This window comes from Caballeronia sp. LZ032 (genome assembly GCF_031451315.1).
GTDB lineage: Bacteria > Pseudomonadota > Gammaproteobacteria > Burkholderiales > Burkholderiaceae > Caballeronia.
The window spans coordinates 800,981-817,040 of record NZ_JARUXP010000003.1 but is presented as its reverse complement, the minus strand read 5'-3'; the positions used below and the strand labels follow the sequence as shown (position 1 = coordinate 817,040).

15 protein-coding genes and 1 pseudogene are annotated in these 16,060 nt (G+C 64.8%); 5 read left to right on the top strand and 11 right to left on the bottom strand.

What is annotated here, in order from left to right:
- Positions 1-37: 37 nt before the first annotated feature.
- The 6 genes from QCE69_RS25160 to QCE69_RS25135 all read right to left on the bottom strand — a co-directional run bounded on the left by QCE69_RS25160 (position 38) and on the right by QCE69_RS25135 (position 6,015).
- Positions 38-1,162 carry an ROK family protein gene (locus tag QCE69_RS25160; protein ID WP_309933592.1) on the bottom strand — a complete coding sequence of 375 codons (1,125 nt, stop codon included), beginning with the start codon at positions 1,160-1,162 and terminating at the stop codon, positions 38-40.
- 99 nt (positions 1,163-1,261) lie between these two features.
- Positions 1,262-2,026 carry an SDR family NAD(P)-dependent oxidoreductase gene (locus QCE69_RS25155; protein ID WP_309924116.1) on the bottom strand — a complete coding sequence of 255 codons (765 nt, stop codon included), beginning with the start codon at positions 2,024-2,026 and terminating at the stop codon, positions 1,262-1,264.
- 22 nt (positions 2,027-2,048) lie between these two features.
- Positions 2,049-2,777 (bottom strand): SDR family oxidoreductase, encoded by a 729-nt coding sequence (locus QCE69_RS25150; RefSeq protein WP_309924114.1) that lies wholly within the window; start codon positions 2,775-2,777, stop codon positions 2,049-2,051.
- Positions 2,778-2,812: 35 nt separating this feature from the next.
- On the bottom strand, positions 2,813-4,072 hold the full coding sequence (locus tag QCE69_RS25145; protein ID WP_309933590.1) for an ABC transporter permease subunit: 1,260 nt from the start codon (positions 4,070-4,072) through the stop codon (positions 2,813-2,815).
- A gap of 17 nt (positions 4,073-4,089) precedes the next feature.
- Entirely contained in the window at positions 4,090-4,893 is an 804-nt protein-coding gene (locus QCE69_RS25140) for an ATP-binding cassette domain-containing protein (RefSeq protein WP_309924111.1), read from the bottom strand.
- Positions 4,894-4,962: 69 nt separating this feature from the next.
- The gene (locus tag QCE69_RS25135; protein ID WP_309816458.1) at positions 4,963-6,015 is read right to left on the bottom strand and encodes a sugar ABC transporter substrate-binding protein; all 1,053 of its coding nucleotides are present in this window, start codon (positions 6,013-6,015) and stop codon (positions 4,963-4,965) included.
- Positions 6,016-6,363: 348 nt separating this feature from the next.
- Here QCE69_RS25135 and QCE69_RS25130 point away from each other — a divergent pair, with 348 nt between their 5' ends.
- Complete coding sequence (locus QCE69_RS25130) at positions 6,364-8,046, top strand: FAD-dependent oxidoreductase (RefSeq protein WP_309933589.1); 1,683 nt, start codon at positions 6,364-6,366, stop codon at positions 8,044-8,046.
- Between the two features lie 16 nt (positions 8,047-8,062).
- Here QCE69_RS25130 and QCE69_RS25125 read toward each other — a convergent pair whose 3' ends face one another.
- From QCE69_RS25125 to QCE69_RS25110, 4 genes are all read right to left on the bottom strand, one after another.
- Positions 8,063-8,710, bottom strand: coding sequence for a hypothetical protein (locus QCE69_RS25125; protein WP_309933586.1), 648 nt, complete (start codon positions 8,708-8,710; stop codon positions 8,063-8,065).
- Positions 8,711-8,939: 229 nt separating this feature from the next.
- Complete coding sequence (locus QCE69_RS25120) at positions 8,940-9,875, bottom strand: alpha/beta hydrolase (protein ID WP_309933584.1); 936 nt, start codon at positions 9,873-9,875, stop codon at positions 8,940-8,942.
- Between the two features lie 21 nt (positions 9,876-9,896).
- Positions 9,897-10,805 carry an amidohydrolase family protein gene (locus QCE69_RS25115; RefSeq protein ID WP_309933583.1) on the bottom strand — a complete coding sequence of 303 codons (909 nt, stop codon included), beginning with the start codon at positions 10,803-10,805 and terminating at the stop codon, positions 9,897-9,899.
- A 22-nt stretch (positions 10,806-10,827) separates the two neighbouring features.
- The gene (locus tag QCE69_RS25110; protein WP_309933582.1) at positions 10,828-11,385 is read right to left on the bottom strand and encodes a hypothetical protein; all 558 of its coding nucleotides are present in this window, start codon (positions 11,383-11,385) and stop codon (positions 10,828-10,830) included.
- A 148-nt stretch (positions 11,386-11,533) separates the two neighbouring features.
- Here QCE69_RS25110 and QCE69_RS25105 point away from each other — a divergent pair, with 148 nt between their 5' ends.
- From QCE69_RS25105 to QCE69_RS25090, 4 genes and pseudogenes are all read left to right on the top strand, one after another.
- On the top strand, positions 11,534-12,235 hold the full coding sequence (locus QCE69_RS25105) for a TetR/AcrR family transcriptional regulator (RefSeq protein ID WP_309933581.1): 702 nt from the start codon (positions 11,534-11,536) through the stop codon (positions 12,233-12,235).
- 183 nt (positions 12,236-12,418) lie between these two features.
- Positions 12,419-13,171, top strand: coding sequence for an SDR family oxidoreductase (locus tag QCE69_RS25100; RefSeq protein ID WP_309933580.1), 753 nt, complete (start codon positions 12,419-12,421; stop codon positions 13,169-13,171).
- 95 nt (positions 13,172-13,266) lie between these two features.
- A pseudogene (locus tag QCE69_RS25095) lies at positions 13,267-13,630 on the top strand (SDR family oxidoreductase).
- A 94-nt stretch (positions 13,631-13,724) separates the two neighbouring features.
- Positions 13,725-14,477: a hypothetical protein gene (locus QCE69_RS25090; RefSeq protein WP_309933578.1), complete on the top strand. Its 753-nt coding sequence runs from the start codon at positions 13,725-13,727 to the stop codon at positions 14,475-14,477.
- 30 nt (positions 14,478-14,507) lie between these two features.
- On the opposite strand, the gene QCE69_RS25085 is transcribed toward QCE69_RS25090, so the two are convergent.
- Positions 14,508-16,052: a DUF2779 domain-containing protein gene (locus QCE69_RS25085; RefSeq protein ID WP_309934182.1), complete on the bottom strand. Its 1,545-nt coding sequence runs from the start codon at positions 16,050-16,052 to the stop codon at positions 14,508-14,510.
- Positions 16,053-16,060 lie beyond the last annotated feature (8 nt).

Here is a 16,060-nt window from a genome sequence, read left to right as displayed (position 1 = left end):
ACCCTCGATCATTGATGAACCGGCGCTGCGTGTGCCGCTAGAACAGGTTGCTGTAGAGCGGCATCGTGGCCGCGCCGAGCGCCGCGGAAATCTCGCTGTCGGCGCGGCCCTGATGCAGCGCGATGCGGGCGGGACGGCCGTTCATTTCGTAGGCGGCCACGCCGTCGCGCGCCCGGGCGACGAGCCTCTGCAACGGCTCCGGCGGCAGCATGCCGTTCACGATCACATCCGACACGTCGACGATATTCGACACGCTCGCCAGCACCCGGCCCAGGTCCGCGCCGGCCTGCTCGATCCAGCGCTCGAAGGCCGCGCTGCGCCCGGTGTCGAGCGCGTTCAGATCGATATCGCCGATATGCTCGCAGCCCAGCGCATGCGCCAGCCCGCGCAAGGACACGATGGTCTCCAGGCAGCCGCGCGCGCCGCAGAAGCACGGTACGCCGTCGCGGTACGCATTGACGTGGCCGATCTCGCAACCGTTGCCCGTCAAGCCGCGCACCGCGCGCCGGTTCACCAGCAGCGCGCCGCCCAGTCCATTGCCGATGCTCACGTGCAGATAGCTGCCGAAATGCCGGCCGTCGCCGAACCAGTATTCGCCGAGTCCCGCCGCCGTGCCGTTGTTCTCGATGTGGATCTCGTGGTGGATGTGCTGCGACAGCGCATCGCGGAAGCCGTACTCACGCCAGGCCGGATACTGCGCCGACTGGCAGACGCGGCCGCTCGCGCCGTCGATCGGCCCCATCACCGAGACGCCCACGCCAAGCATCTTCCCCACGCGGCCGGGATGCATGTACAACGCGTTGTAAAGCGAAGCAAGCACCTGGACCGCGCGCTCGGGATCTTCTATCGACAGCTCTTGACGCATCTTGTGGATCACGTTGCCCGCTACGTCCACGAGCACGCCGGTCGCGAATTCATGGTCGAAGTGCAGGCCGATGGTCGAGGCATAGTCCGCAATGATGTGCAGGCTGCGCACCGGCTGGCCGGTCGCGCGCACTTCGCGATCGATCGATTCCTCCACCGCGCCGTCGCCGATGAGGCCGCCGACGATGTTGGTGATCGTCGCGGCGGTGAGCCGCGTTGAGGCCGCGATGTCGGCGCGTCCGATGCCCGGCTCCTGACGAATGACTTCGAGCACCAGCGCGCGATTGAGGTCGCGCACGCGAGGTCCGTTGAAGCCGTGCTGATGCCGGGTGTGCTGTCGGGTGTGCGATCGTGTGTGCTTGTCGGGCACGCTTGGAAACTCCTGTTCTGCCTTGAATCAACGCGTGGTATAGCCGCCGTCGACAACCAGCACTTCGCCGGTCACATAGCTCGCGGCGGGCGAGCACAGGAACAGCGCCGCCGCCGCGACTTCCTCGGGCTGGCCGACGCGCACCATCGGCGTCATGCCGCTCCAGATCCTGAACCACTCCGGATTCTCGATGCCGCCGCGCGACATGTCGGTATCGATATAGCCCGGCGCAACCGCATTGACACGGATGTTCTCCGTCGCCAGTTCGCTGGCGAGGCTCTTCGTCATCATGTGGACCGCGGCCTTCGAACTGTTGTAGGCCACCTGGTTCTGCGGAATGTTCGAGACGATGCCCGAGATCGAACCCATGTTGAGCATCACGCCGCTGCCCTGCGCGCGCATCGGCACGAGAGCGGCGCGGCAGGCGCGGAACACGGCATCGAGATTGAGGCTCATGATGCGGCGCCAGCGCGCTTCGTCAAAATCGCCGCTGTCGCCGTGAATGGCGACGCCCGCGTTGTTGACCAGAATGTCGAGCCGGCCGTGCCGCTTCACCGTTTCATCGATCAGACGTTGCGGCGCGTCCTCTTCCTGAAGATCAGCCGCGATGAAGTCGAATTCGAGGCCCGCGTCACGCAGGCTGCGTTCGGCTTCGGGCACCGGGGCGCGGCTGCTGATGACCAGACGCGCGCCCGCTTCGCCGAACGCATGGGCAATCGCCAGGCCGATGCCGCGCGTGCCGCCGGTGATCAGCGCGAGTTTGCCGTCGAGGCGGAATTTATCGAGGATCATGGAGTGAGGTCCTGAAAGGCGTTCAGATATCGACGCTCGTCGGCAGAATCACGAGATCGCGGATCGTCACATTGCGCGGGCGGCTCAGCATGAAGAGCACGGCATCGGCGACTTCCTTCGGCTGCATCAGACTGCCGGCAGCCAGCGCTTCTTCCATCTTGGCTTTCGGCCAGTCGTCGAGCAGCGCCGTCACGACCGGACCGGGCGCGACCGCGCCAACGCGAATGCCATGCTTGATCACCTGCCGCCTGAGCGTATGCACGAAAGCCTGCACCGCGAATTTCGATGCCGTGTAGACCGGCTCCCACACCACCGGCACGAAGCCCGCCACCGAACTCGTGAACATCACATCGCCGGACTTCTGCGCGATCATGTGCGGCAACACGGCGTGCACCGAGCGAAACGCGGCGTTGATGTTGAGATTGAGCATGCGGTCCCAGTCGTCAGGATTGCCCGCCGCGACCTCGCCGCCCACATAGGCGCCGGCGTTCGCGTGGAAGATGTCGAGACCGCCGGCGGCATCGAGAATCCCGGGCAGCATGCCGCTCACCTGCGACGGCTCCAGCAGGTCCACGACGAGCGGCAGTGCGTTCGGCCCGATCTCGGTACACAGCGTCTCCAGCCGTTCCCTGGCGCGATCGATCAGCACGACCTTCGCCCCTTCCGCCGCGAACGTGCGCGCGCATTCGAGACCGATGCCCGATGCCGCGCCCGTGACGGCGGCGACCTTGCCCTTCAGCAGTTCACTCATGTCCGTTTCTGCCTTTCGTGAGGTTTGAAATGAAGTCAGGCGCGTCCGTGCGAGACCCGCGACTGCCGCGCCAGCGAATCGACAATCACTGCAATGGCGAGCACCGCGCCGGTAATCATGAAGCGCAGCGATGAGGAGAGGTTCAGCAGCGTGAGGCCGCTTGCAATCGACTGGATCACGATCATGCCCAGCACCGCCGAATACGCGCTGCCGCGGCCGCCGAACAGACTCGTCCCGCCGATCACCGCCGCCGCGATGGCGTTCAGGTTGACATCGCCGGTGCCGGCCTGCGTGCTCGCCGACGCGAGGCGCGCGGCGGTCAGCACGCCGCCGAGCGCGGCGAGCGTCGCGCACAGCACGAAGGCGCTGGTGTAGATGGCCCGCACGTTGATGCCCGCGCGCCGCGCGGCTTCGCGATTGCCGCCGACGGCGTTCATCGACCGGCCCCAGCGCGTGCGGCGCAGCGCGTAGTCCAGCGCGACCGCGAGACCCACGAACAGGCCGAACATCAGCGGCACGCCGCGTCCGGTGTTGAGATAAGCCACGACGATTTCGAGCAGCACGGTAACGACGATGCTCCGGATCAGCAACGAAGTGCTCGATGCCGCCGACAGGTTCGAGGCCCGCCGCCGTGCGCTCGTGCGCCATCCCGCGATCAGCAGCGCCGCGCCGGGCAGGAGCGCGATGACATAGGACACGGCAGCGGGGATGATCATCAGTTGCCCGAGGTTGACCATCACCGAGTCGTACGGCAGGTTGATCGAGCCTGACGGACCGAGCACGTAGAGTTGCAAGCCGAGCAGCGTGAGCAGGCCCGCGAGCGTCGCGACGAAACTCGGCATGCCGAAGCGGTTGAGCAGCACCGCGTACAGCACGCCCACGGCCGCGCCCGCGATCGCCGCCACGACGATCGCCGCCAGCGCAGGCCAGCCCTGGTTGACCCACAGCACGCCCGCCAAGGCAGAGGCGAAGCCGCTCATCGAACCGACCGAAAGATCGATCTGTCCGACCAGCAGCACGCAGACAATGCCCAGCGAGATCACGCCGATGGTCGAGCAGTCGAACAACAGGTTCACCAGATTGTTGGCCGACAGGAACACCGGATTCAGGCTCGTAAACACGGTCCAGATGAGGATCAGGCCCACGACCACGGGCAAGGATCCGAGATCGCCGGAACGCACGCGATCGAAGAAGGCGGAGATGACATCGCCCGCGCTCGCGGCGTGCTTCACGCGCACGTCGCTGCGGTCGAGCGGCGCGCCGGCCGGGCGCGTTTCAGTGGATTTGTCGCTCATCTCGATGACTCCTGGCTTCAGGCGTTGGGCGCAGCCTGACGACGCTCCGCGCGGCGCGACACGGCGTTCTCGGTGGCGCCGGTGATGGCCGCGACCAGCGACTGATTCGACGAATCCGGATAGAACACGCCGTTATTGCGCCCGAGCCGCAGCACGACGATCCGGTCCGCCACGGCGCGCACGTCTTCCATGTTGTGGCTGATCATGATCACGGCGTGACCGCGGTCGCGCACCCGTTCGATCAGGTTCAGCACCTCGGCGGTCTGCGCGACGCCGAGCGCGGCCGTCGGTTCGTCGAGCATGATGAGTTTCGGGTCGAGCAGCAGCGAACGCGCGATCGCCACGGTCTGCCGCTGGCCGCCCGACAGCGACGCCACCACGTCGCGCACGCTCGGAATGCGCGCCGACAGTTCATTGAGCAGCGTCCACGCGCGCACTTCCATCGCGACTTCGTCGAGGCGCAGCGGGGCGAGTTCGCGGCCCAGGAAGATGTTCGCGACGACATCCAGGTTCTCGCACAGCGCGAGGTCCTGGAATACCGTCGCGATGCCCAGGTCGAGCGCCGCGCCGGGATCGGCCAGGGTCACTTCACGGCCGCCGAAGGTGATCGTGCCGCTGCTCGGCTGATGCACGCCGGCGAGAATCTTGACGAGCGTCGACTTGCCCGCGCCGTTGTCGCCGACCAGCGCGACGACTTCGCCCGCGTGCACGTCGAGCTCGATATCCGTCAGCGCCGACACCGCGCCGAAATGTTTGGAGATGCCGCGCAAGCTCAGCACGAGCTCGCCGGTCCGCGCTCCCGCAGTCGGTTGGTCGCTCATTTGGACAGGCCTCGGATCGGAAGAAGGCGGATGCCGCAGACACGGCATCCGTGCAGCGAGTACGCCGGATCAGTTGATGCCGAGCTTCTTGCAGCCTTCCGCATAGCGGTCGGTGCAGAGGTTCTTCGCGCTTTCGATGCCCTTGTCCACGACCTCCGCCTTCAGGTTCTTCTGCGTGATGACCGTCGGCTGGAAGAGTTGCGACGGCGTGTTGAAGAGCGTCGTCTGCGCCTTGGGCTTCTGTCCGTCGAGCAGCCCGACCGCGACGCGCGCCGCCGCTGCCGCGACGATCTCGCTCGGCTTGAGAATCGTGTTGTACTGCTCGCCCGCGATGATCAGTTGCAGACCCGCGATGGTGGCGTCGTTGCCCGTCACCGGCGGCACGGGATTGACGCCCGCCGCCTTCAGCGCCGCGATGGCGGCGCCGCCGGTGCCGTCGTTGGCGGCGACCACGCCGACGATCTGCCCGGAGAAGCGGTTGATCTGCCCGCCGACCCATTGCTGCGCCTTCGGCGGCGCCCAGTCCGGCGTGTCGTATTCGGCGAGCGTCTTGTAGCCGCTGCCCGCGAGACCTTCATGACTGCCCTTCTTGATGAGCCCCGCGGCGGCATCGGTCGGTGAACCGTTCACCTGGAGCACGCCGCCCTTGCCCGGCGCGACGCCGCTCGCCTTCAGATGCTCCACCAGCGATTGCGCCACGGCCCGGCCGATCTGCTGGTTGTCGAACGAGACGTAGTAGTCGGCGGGCGTCGATGGAATCGGCCGGTCATAGGCGATCACCTTGACGCCCTGGCTCTGCGCCAGATGCACGAGCGAAGCGGCGGCGGCCGAATCGACCGGATCGAGCACGATCACTTTCGCGCCTTGCGAGATCGCCGAATTGAATTGCTGCTGCTGTTGCGACGCGTCGCCGTTGGCGTTCTGGTACAGCACCTTGCAGTTGGGACAGAGCTTGCCCATCTCCGCCTTGAAGCCGGGAAAGTCGTGCTGCTCGTAGCGCGTCGACCCCTGATCGGGCATCAGGAATGCAACGGTGCCGCTCGTTGCTGCAGTGGCGGCGCCGCTCGACAAGGCGAGCGCAAACGTGGCCGCGCTCAATAGCGTCCGGGATTGGCTAGTCATCATGTCTCCGTTATTCGATCTTGCGATCTTGGTATGGGCAACGCAGGCTCGATCCGTCCGCGTCGAAACGACATTAAATCAATTGATTTAACTAAGTCAACGAGATGTTGGCGGACAAGGGCAAACCCCGAGTTCGCCGCTGAATAAAGCACGGGCGTCCGCGTCGTGCCGATTGCTAAGCCATACGAAGGCATGCTCCGGCAAGACCTTCAGCCAATTGCGCATGAGCCCGCCAAGCGCGATCAATGGTGCTCCTGTCGTGCGCACATGGCTCGCCTATGATGGAAATCGCAGCCGGACTGTGGAGTGCCCGACGGCCGGTTCGCACCCTCGATGGAGCATCACCGCATGAGCGATTTCTTCGGCGCACCCGAGTCGGACGAAGCCAGCGTGCGCGATCATCCGCGACATCAGCAGATGTTCCCCGTGCTGACGGAGCGCGATGTCGAACGGCTGCGCCATTTCGGCGAGCCCTGCCGGCACGCGAGCGGCACCCTGCTCTACAGCGCAGGCAGTCCGTGTCCCGGCGTCTTCGTGCTGCTCTCCGGCCGAGTGCGCATCGTCAGCCGCGATGCGCTCGGACACGAGCGCGTCCTCTGCACCTACACGCAGCGCGGCGCATTCACGTCCGACGTGACCCAGCTGTCGAACAAGCCGGCGGTCGTGGATGCCCAGGTCATCGAGGACGTCGATGCGCTGCTGCTGCGCCCCGATGCGCTTCAGGCCGTCATGATCAGCGAAGCCGATCTCGGCGAGACGATCATGCGCGCGCTGATCCTGCGCCGCGTGCTCGTGTTCGAACGCGGTCAGGGCGTGGTGCTGGTGGGATCGTCGAACGATGCGCGCCTGCTCGATCTGCAGACCTTCCTGCGCCGCAATGTGTTCCCGTCTACTTCCCTCGATGCCGAAGGCAATGCCGAAGCGCTCGCGCTGCTCGAACGCCTCGCGCCCAAGCCCGACGACTTTCCCCTGGTCCTGTGTCCGGACGGCGCCATCCTGCGCAATCCCGACGCGGGGCAACTGGCGTCGTGTCTCGGGCTCATTCCCGAATTCGACCCGGCGCATGCCTATGACGTGGCGATCGTCGGCTCGGGTCCGGCCGGGCTGGCGACGGCGGTGTATGCGGCGTCGGAAGGCTTGTCGGTGGCGGCAATCGACTGCCGCGCGCCCGGTGGTCAGGCAGGCAGCAGTTCGCGCATCGAGAACTATCTGGGCTTCCCGACCGGCATCACCGGTCATGCGCTCGCCGGACGCGCGTTCGTCCAGGCGCAGAAGTTCGGCGCGCATATCGGCATTCCTTGCGAAGCGATGGCCTTGCACTGCGGCGGCGCGCTGCCCTGCGTCGAGTTGACGGATGGCCGGCGTATCACGGCACGTACGATCGTGATCGCAACCGGCGCGGAATATCGCCGCCCCGATATTCAGGACCTCGCGCGCTTCGAGGGCAACGGCGTGTATTACTGGGCGACGCCCATCGAGGCCCGGCTATGCCGCAAGGAACCGGTCGTGCTGGTCGGCGGCGGCAACTCGGCGGGACAGGCCGTGGTGTTCCTGGCGTCCCATGCCGAACACGTGCATCTGTGCATCCGGGGCGCGAGCCTGCGGCGCAGCATGTCGCATTACTTGATCGAGCGGATCATGTCGCTGTCCAACGTGACGCTGCATGTCCGTACCGATCTGACCGCGCTCGAAGGCGATGCCCGGCTCGAACGCGTTCACTACCGGCGTGAAGACGGCGCGACCGATAGTGTCGCGACGCACCATCTGTTCGTGTTCATTGGCGCGCAGCCAAACGGCAAATGGCTCGCGACTTGCGGCGTCGCGCTGGACAGCAAAGGCTTTGTCCTGACCGGCCCGCAGGTGCCGCAGCCTCAGCCGGAAGCCGGCGCGATGTCCTTGCAGACGAGCGTGGCGCGCGTGTTCGCCATCGGCGATGTGCGGTCGGGATCGATCAAGCGTGTCGCATCGGCGGTCGGCGAAGGCGCGGCGGTGGTCGCACAGATCCATGCTTGCCTGGCCGAAACAGGCTAGACGCTTCCCATCCTGCTCAACCCCGCAGATTGCTCTCGCAGTCTTCCCAGTAACGCAGCGGATCATGGTGATCCGGATAGTGTGCGTCGAGCCACGCGGTGAGCTTCGGCCAGTCCGGATGACGGGTTCCAGTCTGTGCAGACCAGTTCGACGAGCGTTCGACGATGCGTCCGTTCTCGCGGTCGCGCACCAGCACGCTGCCGAGTCCGTTCGAGCCATGCGACTGCGATTCGACGAGATAACGCGGCAGCAGCCGGAACTCGGCGTCCTTGGCCCATCCGTACACCGCGCGCACGCGGCCGCCGGCATCCCGTAGTTCAATGGCGCCGGTCTTCGGGCGGACCGCCTCCCAACCTTCCGGAAATTCCGCGACGATTTCGTCCTTGCCTTCCCTGACCCACTTCACGTGGAGCGCCCGTGTCATCGCTTCGCGCATCCGGGCCGCCGACGCATAGCCTTTCGGCAAATCCATGCCGACCGGAAGCGTGATCAGGTTGTCCTTCCACAGCGCCGACTCGTCATCCTCGACGCGCTTCACGACGTCGGACGCGGCGGGACCGAACGGATTCTCCGGGCGACCCGACACGCTCTTCTTCGACGGCGCCAGCCCTTCGAAAAGCCGCTCGGCATCCATACGGGTCAACTTGGTCTTTGACTTGTTCATTGCTGCATGACTCCAGTGTCACTTCTGCTCGACCTGCATGGGCTGCTTCATGGCGAAGCCATCGGGTCGTGTCGGGATATTCAGGGATGGAAGGTGCGGTCACGCCTGTCGTGCAGTACGCGCGGAAGGACGCGGCGTGAACGGCAACAGGGTATGGCTGGAAAGCTTTCGGGATACAGCAACGATCGTAACATGAGCCCGGCTCTCGGCCGGTGGCCCGGTCAGGCGCTCAAGCCGATGCCGGTTCTCGATCGAGCCGCGCGTAAAAGCTGCCCAGCGCGCCGAGCACCGGTGCGAAAAACGCGGGATCCAATGCATGGCCCATCGCGTCCACGATATGCAACTGCGCCCCAGGTATCACGGACGCAGCCCAGCGCGCATGCTCCAGCGGGAAGATCGGGTCGTCGCTACCGTGGATCAGCAGTACCGGTACCCGCAACGAGGCAAGTTCGTCCGCTTGCAGATTCGGCGAACGCTTCTGGGCCAGCGCATGATGACTGTGGTTGGCGAGTTTCGCAGACAGGCCGTCGGTTCTCAGCATGACTTGCGCCGCATACGCATGGGCGAGCGCCAGCCAGGCGGCTTCATCGAACGGCGAACGCGGCCCGGCGGCGAGCCGGAAGTTGTCGACGAAGCGCTGCGCCCGCTCTTCCGCCGTCACCGGCGCACTCGCATTGAGCGCGATGACTTGCGCAACGTAGTCCGCCGACGGACGCGGCAGCTCGCCCGCCCTCGGCGCGACGCCTGCAAAAGCGTCGTTCTTGGGCCGCAGGTCGGCCGAGGACATCATCACGGTCAGGCTGCGCAATCGTTCCGGCCGTTGGAGCGCCATCCGGTACCCGATCACCCCGCCTTGCGACAAGCCTATGACGTGAGCGCTCCGGACAGCCAGTGCATCCAGCAGGGCGAAGGCATCGGCGGCGAGGTCATCGAGCGTGTAGGGCGAAGTGTCGAAGTCGATATAGGTGGAGAGCCCGGTATCGCGGGCATCGAAACGCACGACGCACAAACCGGCGCTGGCCAGTTCTTCACAGAACCGGTCAGGCCACACGAGCCCGGGTGCGCTGTTGCCCATCACCAGAAGCGCCACGGGATCGGAGCGCGAGCCGAACACTTCCACATGAAGTTCGATGCCATTCGCCTGAAGTCGCTCGTTCTGAGGCATTCAACGGCTCCGATGCGGCGCTCAGGATGGATTGAACCAGTCGTTCGCGACGCCGTAGAAAAGCGCATCGCGCTCATCGGCGGAATACGTTTCGACGAAGCCCGCGTAACGCGCGTATAACGCCGCAAAGCCGGTCGACAGTCCTGCAATCGGCATATGGCTGCCGAACATGCATCGCGACACGCCGATCGTGTCCAGCGTGGCGCGCACCCACCGCTCCGCCTGGTCCGCTGTCCACCGCATGCCGAAGATACATTCGAGCGCCGAAATGCTCACGCGGATGTTGTCGCAGCGCGCCAGCTCGGCCAGATCATTGCGCCATCGGGTGAAGCCTTCGTCGGACAGGTCGAGCGGCCAGCCCATCACGGCCACCGTAAAGCCGATATGCGGATGAGCCTTGATGACATCCGTCAACGCAGGCAACTGATGCGCGAATATCTCCAGACCGCACTTGAGTGAACGCTTCTCGAGCAAACCCAGTTGCCTGCGCCACGCCGGATCTTCCAGCAGGTCGGGCCGCTTCGCGAAACGCCTGAGCGGATTCGACGGATCCCAGATGAGATGCTCGCGCACGGCGGTCAGTTTCGGCAAACCTTGATACTGATCCAGCTTGCGTTCGAGTTCCGGATCGAGAAAATCGACGATGGCGACAAGCGCGTGCCGCACGCCGGAATCGTTCGCGCGTTCCTGTGCCCAGGACGCTTCCTGCCACGGATCATCGGACAGGAACTCATGCCAGACCACGCCTTCGACGCAATGATCGCGCGTATCCGCGAGATAGTCGGACAGCAGATAACGTCGCGGCAGCGCATCGTAGTTGCCGACGAAGGCTTCATAGCCCGGATCCACACGTTCCAGAAATGCATGACGATTGTGTCCCGAGTCGTAGAAGTGGACATGCGCGTCGACGATCCTGGATGGCGTGCTCATGAACCTCTCCGATAAGGCCGTTTCATGCCCGCTGTGCCGCACGCTGTTGCTGCTGCTGCGGATACCATCCGGTAAACTTGATCGCCGCGTACAGCGCTGCAACTGTAATGACAATGCCGACCGAGTGCGGCACCGACGTCATGTACGCCATCAGCACATCGGCCGCGACCATGACTGCAAATGCGGCCGCCCAGGCGAAGGATATCGCGTAGTTGGTCCGGACGAATCCCGGCGAGGTCCACAGTTCGCGGGCCACTTTCTCGCGCGCATATTGCAGCGTGAACGGCTGCCGCACCAGGATGGACGCCAGGACGATCAGCAGGAGCCCCGCGTCGACGCGCAACCGCACCTCCGCCACCGACCAGGCTGCGCCATACGCGAGCGAATACAGCGTCAGGGCGCCGAACAGCAGGAACGTGCCGATCTCCAGAATCTTCATGCGACGTTCGCTCGACAGGAGATCGCGCACCAGTAACACGGCCGAAACCAGCGCGCCAGCGGCCAGACCCGCCGAAATCCCGACGGTACGCTCGATCACGACAAACGCGATGAAAGGGGAAAACGCCAGCAGCATGTCCATGCAAAACTCCTGCGGAAGAAAAGTCGAGCTGGCGCGAGCCAGCGCTCATTCGTCATCGGAAATGTGTCCACTGGAAACATTTTGACTTCGGTCCACGGATCCGTCAACATGTGTTTACGATGGAAACATATGGACAATAGACTGCCTGATGAACGAAACACCCAGAAAATCGCGTCGGGGACGACACGAATCCCCTACGGAACAAGCCCCGCCGGACCGGCCCTATCACCACGGCTCGCTGCGCGAGGCGCTGCTCGAAGCGGCCGAACAGGTCTTACGCCGGGACGGTCTGCGAGGGCTGACCTTGCGCGCGATCTCCCGGGAAGTCGGCGTGTCGCACACGGCCCCGCAACGCCACTTCAACGACACGGCGGGCGTGCTGAGCGAACTGGCGGCGATCGGTCATCATCGGCTTGCGGCGGCGATGGCGAAATGCGCGAAAGGCATCGCCGACCCGCTGGAACGTCGCAAGGCCATCGGGCGGGGCTATATCCGCTTCGCGGTGAAGCAGCCGGATCTTTTCAGGCTGATGTCGCGCAACGAGTTGCTCGATCAGTCGAACGAGGCGCTTGTTCAGGCCAGACGCATGTCGATTCGCGCGCTGGCAGGCACGCTTGGTCCGGCGAATGTGCCGGAACAGCCGATACAGCGCATCGACACGGCGCGGGCCATCGAGATGACGGCCGGCTGGGCCTATGTGCACGGGCTGGCGATGCTGCTCATCGATGAACGCCTCAACAGCATCGCGCAGATCACCGACGATATCGAAGACGCAGCCGCGCTGGTGGCGGCTGTTCTCGAACGCATGCGCCTGTCTCCCGCAGACGAGCCGCGTGGACCCGCTGTCTAGTTGCTCCTGAAACCCTGGGCAGAAGCGCCGGAATGGACTAGTCAGATCACCCATTCCTGGCACTTTCTGGTGGAACAAGATTCTTCCACAATGCTTTACACGATGCCTGGCGCGAACGGTTGTACGCAAGTCGCAGCCTCGCCAAACATCGCGTAATCATTCTTATGTTCGGGAGAATTTGCCATGAAGATCGTCGTATTGGGTGGTTCCGGCCTGATCGGATCGCGTGTCGTCGCACGGCTCGGCGAGGCCGGCCATGAAGCGCTCGCCGCATCGCCACGCAGCGGTGTGAACGCGATCACGGGCGAAGGACTGGGTCACGCCTTTGCCGGCGCGGATGCGGTTGTCGATGTCACGAACGCGCCTTCGTGGGAACCGCAGGCGGTACTCGACTTTTTCCGCACGTCGGCCCGCAATGTCGGCCGCGCCGAAACCGCGGCGGGCGTCCGTCATCACGTTGCGCTTTCCATCGTCGGGTGCGAACGTACGCCGGAGAATGCCTACTTCGTCGCCAAGGTCGAGCAGGAAAAGCTGATCGAGGCCTCGGGCGTGCCGTACTCCATCGTGCGGGCGACGCAGTTCATGGAATTCATCGGCGGCATCGCCGATTTCAGCATGGTCGATGGCACGGTGCGCGTCGGCGCTGGCTTGTTCCAGCCGATCGCCGCCGACGACGTCGCCGACAACCTCGCTCAGCTCGCGCTCGGTGCGCCGGTGAACGGCATCGTCGACATCGCGGGTCCTGACCGGAAGCCTTTCGCGGAGATCATCGCGCGCTATCTGCAAGCGCAGGGCGACACGCGCCCGGTCGTGACAGATCGCGATGCCCTCTACTATGGCGGCCGTGTCGACGAGCAGTCGCTCGTGCCGCTCGGCCAGGCGCGGATCGGCCGCATCAGTCTCGAGCAGTGGCTCGCGCAGGCGGGCAAGCGCTGAGCTCAACAGCCCGCATCAACGCGGCGGAATGGCTTCGATCGAAACCTTCCCTCATTCCGCCGTCAAGCCACACACACACTTCTCCTGGGTCAAGCATGAACACGTCACGCAAGGTGGTCGTCGTCACCGGCGCATCGCAAGGCATTGGCGTTGAAGTCGTCAAGGCATTTCGCCAGTTCGATTACCGCATCGTCGCGACCTCGCGATCCATCAGGCCGTCGGACGACGAGAACATCTTGAGCGTCGCCGGCGATATCGGCGACCCGGCAACCGCGCGCCGGGTCATTTCGGAAGGCATGGCCCGCTTCGGCGGATCACGAGGCATTGGGGGCGTTCCATCCGCTCGGGCGCATGGGCGAGACAAGCGATATCGCGAACGCCATTCTCTATCTCGATTCGGCGCCGTTCGTCACGGGGGAGATCCTGCATGTGGATGGCGGACAGAGCGCGGGACGGTAGGCGTGCTCAAACGCTGCGTGTGCCGACACACCGAGCAATGCTGCCCGCGCTTGTATCCTCGCCTGACTTCAGGCTCTCGCGCACTGCATCGCTCATGCCCCTGCCCCCGATCGCGTTCCACAAGGGAAGTCTCGAATACCGTCTCGCCCAGTTCGACGCGAAAGAACGGTTTGCGCTCATCAACGCGGTGCTCGGCGTGGAGTTCGTGCCGCACAAGGATTTTGTGGCGCGGATCTTCAAGGTCTGCGGTATCGAGACGCAACCGGAGCGCATCTTCTGCGCGATGGATTTCCATCTCGACTGGCTCTACGCCGCGCTGATGAAGCCCGACCTCGATCCCGCATGGCTCAAGGAAGACGTCCCGCTGCCCCGCATCTTCGACGAGGAAGCCGGGGAATATCCCGTCACCGGCAAACAGCAGGATGCGGATTTTGTCATGTGCTTTACCGAGAGCATGACGGACAAGCCGGCGTCGCCGCCGGTGACGCACTTGTTGCTCATCGAGGCCAAGGGCGTGGGAAGCTGGAACACGAAGCAGATGCGCTCGAAGCTTATGCAGTATCGCGCGATGAAGCACGCGTTCGACGCCCCGCACAACCTGCATGTGCGGCCGCACCTGGTGCTGATGTCGCCGAAAGACCCGTTTGAAAAGAGCGCGAAGAACGCTGAATTCCTCGACGTGCTCAACACGTTCAAGCAATTCGGCGATATCCGGTGGCTCGACCTTCAGATGCGCGAGACATTGTGCGTCGTGCGTTGCAACGACAAGGGCAAACCCGACGGCAAGCATCCGACGCAATGGCTCGTGAAACCGCGCAAGACCGTGGACCCGGACCACGCAGTGTGAGCGTGCGGCCCGAATGCTTCAGCGGAGCGTTCATTGCTTCTTCACAGATTCGGCTAAACAGAGACCAAGGTCCTGGCGCCCCGCGAAGAACTGCCAGAGCCGGACCATCGCATAGGTATCGAGACCGCAGTACGCGGTCAGTTGCTCGCCGATCTGCGCGCGGCGCACGGCCGGCGTTTGCGGATCGATGGCCTCGCAGTAGGCGTCCATCGCCATGCCGCCGTCCTGTACGCCGTCGAGCGTGGCGTAGTTCAGATCCGGGGCGATTGCGGGCAGCACGCGCTTGATGCTCCAACTGCCTTCCTGGGCCGGATGGTAGTAACGCCGCCGGGCAACCTTCAACAGATCGACGATGCGCGTTTCGAGCGCCAGCAACGCCGTGCTGAGGCCGGGAAAGCGTTCCGCGAGCTCGCGGATCCGCGCCGCCTCGAAGGCCTGGTTGTAGACGAAGACGGGACCGTCGCTGCCGCACGCGTCGATCAGCGCGTGAGCGAAGGCACGCGACGGATCATCGCCCGACAAGTCGACAAACGACCGATGCAACAGCGTCCCGCAAGCCTCCAGCCGATGCACGCTGAACTGAAACGGAACCTGCTGGAAGGGACGCGTGCCTGGCCATACCGGCACCCCGAAATTGATGCTTTCGAAATCGACGAAGCATGCGGGAAACGCGTGTCCTTCGAGATCGGCGGCTGCGCCTTCGGCATCGAAATAGACTTCGCCCGACACGGTGTGCGCCTTGACGCGGCGCTGGATCTCGCTGAGCAAGGTGTCGGGCACGTCGCCCAGGCTGGCGCCCGGATGCGCATCGATCCACGCGCGCAGCGATGTGCTGCGGATCTGCGGCAGCCAATGCACCGGCTGGGCCACTTCCGGTTCATCGCGTCGGCAATGCGCAACGAAGCCGCACGGATACGGCTCGCTGCACTGACGGCCCGCGCGCGTGCCCGGCTCATCCGCACTGCGGGCCACGGCCTGCGCCTCATCGATCCATGTCTGCACTTCAGCGCCGCGCGCGAAGACTTCCGCCGTCAGATCCTCTTCGACCAGCAGCCCGCGATAGTCGCCTTCGCCCGGATAAGTCCATGTGCTGTCGATACGGGCAAGCGCCACCGCTGTCAGCGGTACACCCGCGCTCCGGGCGACATGGGCCTGAATGGCGGCATCGTCGCGGAAGTAGGGCTTCACCTGCGTGGACGCCTTCACCTCCACCATGCGCCATGCCGGCGCGTCGGGTTCATCCATTGCATTGACCGGAAGCAGGACATCCGCGAACGCGCGCGCGCCGCTCGCCGAGAAGCCGGCCTCGAAGATCGGCGCCGCCGATCCGAGCAGCGCTTGCGTCTGCGCGAGCGCGTCGGCTACGCGCTCGGGGCTCAGTTCGATGATCGTGCCGGTGTTGTTGGGATCGTAGAGGCGCTGCGCAATCGCGCCGACCTGATGTCCGGTGCGAAAAATGGCCTGCGTGGCCGCCGAGTCCTCACGCAGTTCGGGCCGGTGCAGTTCAAGCCAGAGGCGCCGGGGACATTGGCGATAGGCCATCAGGCGGGATTTCGACAGCGGCTTCATCGGCATCGGCACGG

What these genes read in the sequence shown, in the direction of transcription:
- QCE69_RS25105 (WP_309933581.1), top strand. Translation starts at nt 11,534, where the DNA reads ATGAACGAAACACCCAGAAAATCGCGTCGGGGACGACACGAATCCCCT.
- QCE69_RS25115 (WP_309933583.1), bottom strand. Translation starts at nt 10,805, where the DNA reads ATGAGCACGCCATCCAGGATCGTCGACGCGCATGTCCACTTCTACGAC.
- QCE69_RS25085 (WP_309934182.1), bottom strand. Translation starts at nt 16,052, where the DNA reads ATGCCGATGAAGCCGCTGTCGAAATCCCGCCTGATGGCCTATCGCCAA.
- QCE69_RS25135 (WP_309816458.1), bottom strand. Translation starts at nt 6,015, where the DNA reads ATGACTAGCCAATCCCGGACGCTATTGAGCGCGGCCACGTTTGCGCTC.
- QCE69_RS25100 (WP_309933580.1), top strand. Translation starts at nt 12,419, where the DNA reads ATGAAGATCGTCGTATTGGGTGGTTCCGGCCTGATCGGATCGCGTGTC.
- QCE69_RS25120 (WP_309933584.1), bottom strand. Translation starts at nt 9,875, where the DNA reads ATGCCTCAGAACGAGCGACTTCAGGCGAATGGCATCGAACTTCATGTG.
- QCE69_RS25155 (WP_309924116.1), bottom strand. Translation starts at nt 2,026, where the DNA reads ATGATCCTCGATAAATTCCGCCTCGACGGCAAACTCGCGCTGATCACC.
- QCE69_RS25125 (WP_309933586.1), bottom strand. Translation starts at nt 8,710, where the DNA reads ATGAACAAGTCAAAGACCAAGTTGACCCGTATGGATGCCGAGCGGCTT.
- QCE69_RS25140 (WP_309924111.1), bottom strand. Translation starts at nt 4,893, where the DNA reads ATGAGCGACCAACCGACTGCGGGAGCGCGGACCGGCGAGCTCGTGCTG.
- QCE69_RS25150 (WP_309924114.1), bottom strand. Translation starts at nt 2,777, where the DNA reads ATGAGTGAACTGCTGAAGGGCAAGGTCGCCGCCGTCACGGGCGCGGCA.
- QCE69_RS25090 (WP_309933578.1), top strand. Translation starts at nt 13,725, where the DNA reads ATGCCCCTGCCCCCGATCGCGTTCCACAAGGGAAGTCTCGAATACCGT.
- QCE69_RS25130 (WP_309933589.1), top strand. Translation starts at nt 6,364, where the DNA reads ATGAGCGATTTCTTCGGCGCACCCGAGTCGGACGAAGCCAGCGTGCGC.
- QCE69_RS25110 (WP_309933582.1), bottom strand. Translation starts at nt 11,385, where the DNA reads ATGGACATGCTGCTGGCGTTTTCCCCTTTCATCGCGTTTGTCGTGATC.
- QCE69_RS25145 (WP_309933590.1), bottom strand. Translation starts at nt 4,072, where the DNA reads ATGAGCGACAAATCCACTGAAACGCGCCCGGCCGGCGCGCCGCTCGAC.